Source organism: Priestia sp. P5_B4, from assembly GCF_056400385.1.
This window is the reverse complement of record NZ_JBFULJ010000294.1, coordinates 1-4,299: the sequence shown is the minus strand read 5'-3', so window position 1 is coordinate 4,299 and position 4,299 is coordinate 1. Positions and strand designations below refer to the sequence as shown.

The window sequence follows — 4,299 nt, the reverse complement described above, 5'->3', positions numbered from 1 at the left end:
CTCTTGTACCTCCAGTTACAGAGTTAAAGTCCCCGCCTGCTTCTTTCAAAACAGGTGCCGATTCACCGGTAATGGCCGATTCATCAACAGATGCCAGTCCTTTAATGATTTCTCCATCTCCAGGAATCATTTCGCCTTGTGAAACGACGACGATATCTCCTTTTTTTAGGTGCGATGCCGAAACTTGTATCATTTGCCCGTTTTGAAGTTTATTAGCTGTAATATCACCTTTCGATTGCTTTAATGAGTTTGCCTGTGCTTTTCCTCGACCTTCTGCTAATGCCTCTGCAAAATTAGCAAAAACAATTGTGAAAAATAACACGAGAGATACGGCAATATTAAAGCCTGCGCTTACTGTACTTTCTCCGAAAAGATCTGGAACAACAGCTAAAAAAAGCGTAATAACAAACCCGATTTCTACTACGAACATGATAGGGTTTTTTATCATCGTTCTTGGACTTAGCTTGATAAAAGCCTGCTTTACTGATTGAATAAAAATCGATGAAGTTTGTTTATCTACAGCACCTTGAATGTGACTGTTACGATCCAATTCAAGATTATTCGTAAAATTCCGTTTATTCATTATAATCCTCCGCTTTCTTGATTACAGTGTCAAATACTCAGCAACCGGCCCAAGTACAAGCACTGGGAAAAACGTAAGTGCCCCTACAATAACGGTAGTTCCAATTAAAATGCCGCTAAATAAAGACGTATCCGTTTTAAATGTCCCAGGTGTTTCAGGAACAAGCTGCTTAGATGCTAGTGAGCTCGATACCGCCAGCATCGTAATTAGTCCGAAGTAGCGTCCAATATACATAACAATTCCCGTAGAAATGTTCCAAAACGGAGTTGCGTCACCGAGTCCTTCAAAACCAGAGCCATTGTTTGCTGCTGATGATGTAAATTCATACAGTGCCTGGCTTAACCCGTGAAAGCCTGGGTTTGATATACCTTCTATTCCTAAATGAGTAGTTAGCGCTACGGCTGTTCCTCCTAAAATTARCAGCGGCTGCAGAATAAGCGTCACGGCGATGAGCTTCATTTCTTTTCCTTCAATTTTTTTACCTACGTATTCTGGTGTTCTTCCAACCATTAAACCTGATAAAAATACGGCGATGATGACGTACATCATGACATTCATAAATCCTGCTCCGACACCGCCAAATACGGTATTTAACATCATATTTCCAAGCGTTAACAACCCGGTAAGAGGTGTAAGGGTATCGTGCATGGTGTTGACCGCACCTGTTTCACTTGCGGTCGTCACGATGGCGTAAAGAGTCGACATACCGACACCAAAACGAACTTCTTTGCCTTCCATATAACCGCTCGCTTCATTTAGATGAAAAGCATCAAGTCTTGGATTGCCGCCCCACTCTGTTACAAACGCTGTGCTTAAAATAACGATAAACAGCATACTCATCGCTACAAACAAGATGCGGCCTTGCTTACGCTGTCCGATCATTTTTCCGTACGTAAAAGGAAGTGCTGTTGGCAATAAAAGCATAAGGACAATTTGTAATACATTGCTCAACGCGTTAGGATTTTCAAATGGATGGGCTGAATTAACACCAAAAAATCCCCCTCCGTTGTTGCCTAGCTCTTTAATTGAAAGAAAAGAAGCAACTGGTCCCCTTGCTATTTGCTGTGTTGCCCCTTCTAATGTATGGGCAGTCACTGTTCCGCTTAACGTTTGAGGGACACCTGAAATCATAAATAAAATGCCGGTTATAAAAGCGATAGAAAGTAAAACACGCGTAATTGATTTCACAAAATCAACAAAAAAGTTTCCTATTTCCTTCCCTGCCAACCCGCGAATAAACGCGATTGCTACTGCAAGTGCCGTTGCCGGTGCAGCAAACATCATAAATACAACGGCTGCCATCTGCGAGAAATAGGACAAACCTGATTCACCGCTGTAATGCTGCAAGTTCGTATTTGTCATAAAACTAATGGCCRTGTTAAAAGCAAGGGCCGGATCCATTCCTTTGATGTGGCTTGGGTTAAGCGGCAGTACCCCTTGAAACCGGAAGATAAGATACACCACAAAAATCATAAACGTATTCGCCAAAACGAGAGCAATTGCATATTGCTTCCACGTCTGATTATGCCCTTTAATTCCTGCCGCTTTAAACATCACCGATTCTATCTTTCCTACCAAGCTAGTGTTTTTATCGTTTGAAAACACATTCGCTATATAAATACCTACGGGCTTTGCAATAAGCGCTACAAAAACAAGCAGCAGCGCAACTGATAGTAGAAAAATCCCCACGTTTTATTCCTCCGCTTATTAAAATTGTTCTGGATTTAACAGTACATATACTAAATAAATTAAAACGAGAACTGAAATACCTAGCAAAATGAACGACACGTTCACTTCTCCTCTCTTTCGTCTACTACACGAGACGACCAGCAAATAATTCCGTACATAGCAGCTGTTAATATGACAAGCGTTCCCAGCATGATTATATCCAAGTTGCTCCCTCCTAACTGTTTCTTACCACCAATGATTAAGCGTAGTGACTRTTACCGTGCGTAAAGCATCACGCCCAAGTGAGCTAGCAGCGAAAGGTTATCTTTGATTATTCCTAACGTATTGTTGATCTCGTTTTAAAAGCCCTACTATATCCTCTTTACGGTGCAGACATAAGCTGCTCCCCTATTTTTCCATAAAAAAACCGCAGAAGAGAGTCCTCTTCCGCGGTTTAATGCACGACAAATAAGCCGTGATCGACACGAATTTTTTCACTCCCAAAACGCTTACGGAGTTAGCTGTCGGATTTGGGTTATGGAAGTAACCCTACTCAGTTAAGAGATTCACCCCTAGTACATACGTACAAAATATTGGGTCCCCCGCTCATAATTGATTAAGCGTATATTTGTTATTTAATTTTTAGACTTAATTATGGTTTTTACTGCTGCGTTTAATACTTTGATTAGCTAACATAGACAAATAGCGGTTTGCTAGATCAAAAGATTGCTGATCACATATTGCACGATATTCAATCATTTGAATCATTTGCTTAGATAAATGCATGTTAACGCTCCTTTCGCCTATATTTTGAAAGGAACGCGCTATCCGCTTTTATAGAAAACGGCCACGATTACACCATCCTCTCTCTTAACGCTTACGAAGTTAGCTGACGGGTTCGGGTCAAGAAAGTAACCCTACTCAATTATGAGATTCACCCCTAGTAATTGGGTCCTCCGCTCTTTCCCTCTCTTTCAGGAAAGACTCAGCGTTTCACTGTGGAACGTTTCATGAGAGTAATCTTACTCCTGTTAAAATTTACTGTCAACAACATTTTTTGAAATTTTAAAAGCTTTATTTTTGCTGTTTATTCATTATTTTAAAATAATAAATCCAAAGAAAAAAAGCGTTCTTATCGAGGAGATAAGAACGCTTTTTTTAGCTCATTTTCTCAATTTCATTTACAAGAATTGAAATGGCATCCGTTTTTGTTGCTTCACGCATTGTACGCTTCATCGTACTTGCCTGCTGCTGAAGCTCATTTACTTCACGCAAAAACACTTCTTTTGTTAACTGTTCTTCTTCCACAACCATACAGTAGCCTTTTTTCTTAAAGGACTGTGCATTTAAAATTTGATCTCCTCGGCTTTGTGCTTTTGACAAAGGAATAATCATCATCGGTTTATGAAGGGCTAAAAACTCAAAGATAGCATTTGATCCGCCGCGTGTAATCACATAATCAGTCGCCGCTAGAACATCTGGAAGCTGTTCATTTACATATTCTAACTGACGGTAGCCCGACTCTTTTTCAAGGCTTGTATCAACATTGCCTTTTCCGCACAGGTGTACAATTTGAAATTTCTTTTGCAGTTCAGGCAAGGACTCTCGAACAATCTCATTGATGCGACGTGCGCCTAAACTTCCGCCCATAATGGTTAAAATTGGGCGCTTATCATAAAAGCGAAGCCAGCTTTCCCCGTTCGCTGCGCTTCCGCTAAATAATTCTTTTCGAATAGGTGAACCAACAACCTGCACTTTTTCTTTTGGAAAATAGTTTGCCGCTTCATCAAAAGAAGTGAAAATTTTAGTGGCAAATTTCTGCGCAATTTTATTTGCCAGTCCCGGTGTTAAATCACTTTCATGAATGAACACGGGAATGTTTAGCGATTTAGCAGCCATTACAACAGGGACTGTGACAAAACCGCCTTTTGAAAACACAAGAGAAGGCTTTAACTTTTTCAGCACGCGACGTGCATCGCCAACTCCTTTTGCTACTCGAAATACATCTTTTACATTTTCCATATCTACGTATCGACGCAGCTTCCCAC

At 40.5% G+C, this 4,299-nt stretch carries 4 protein-coding genes, 1 pseudogene and 2 riboswitches; all 5 genes and pseudogenes read right to left on the bottom strand.

The genetic code is table 11. The annotated features are described in order from the left end of the window. Nucleotides 1-499, bottom strand: a pseudogene (locus AC1DRF_RS17835) (P-type ATPase actuator domain-containing protein); the annotation flags it as partial. Nucleotides 500-604: 105 nt separating this feature from the next. Then, complete coding sequence (kdpA, locus tag AC1DRF_RS17830) at nucleotides 605-2,266, bottom strand: potassium-transporting ATPase subunit KdpA (RefSeq protein ID WP_477741296.1); 1,662 nt, start codon at nucleotides 2,264-2,266, stop codon at nucleotides 605-607. A 24-nt stretch (nucleotides 2,267-2,290) separates the two neighbouring features. After that, entirely contained in the window at nucleotides 2,291-2,371 is an 81-nt protein-coding gene (gene kdpF / locus AC1DRF_RS17825) for a K(+)-transporting ATPase subunit F (RefSeq protein ID WP_063611563.1), read from the bottom strand. Nucleotides 2,372-2,741: 370 nt separating this feature from the next. Further along, a riboswitch (cyclic di-AMP (ydaO/yuaA leader) is annotated at nucleotides 2,742-2,884 on the bottom strand. 15 nt (nucleotides 2,885-2,899) lie between these two features. Then, the gene (locus AC1DRF_RS17820; protein WP_155920457.1) at nucleotides 2,900-3,037 is read right to left on the bottom strand and encodes a hypothetical protein; all 138 of its coding nucleotides are present in this window, start codon (nucleotides 3,035-3,037) and stop codon (nucleotides 2,900-2,902) included. 72 nt (nucleotides 3,038-3,109) lie between these two features. Beyond that, a riboswitch (cyclic di-AMP (ydaO/yuaA leader) is annotated at nucleotides 3,110-3,252 on the bottom strand. Nucleotides 3,253-3,409: 157 nt separating this feature from the next. Further along, nucleotides 3,410-4,299 (bottom strand): undecaprenyldiphospho-muramoylpentapeptide beta-N-acetylglucosaminyltransferase (locus AC1DRF_RS17815; protein WP_477741295.1); only part of this gene is annotated, 890 nt, incomplete at its 5' end.

What these genes read in the sequence shown, in the direction of transcription:
- AC1DRF_RS17820 (WP_155920457.1), bottom strand. Translation starts at nt 3,037, where the DNA reads ATGCATTTATCTAAGCAAATGATTCAAATGATTGAATATCGTGCAATA.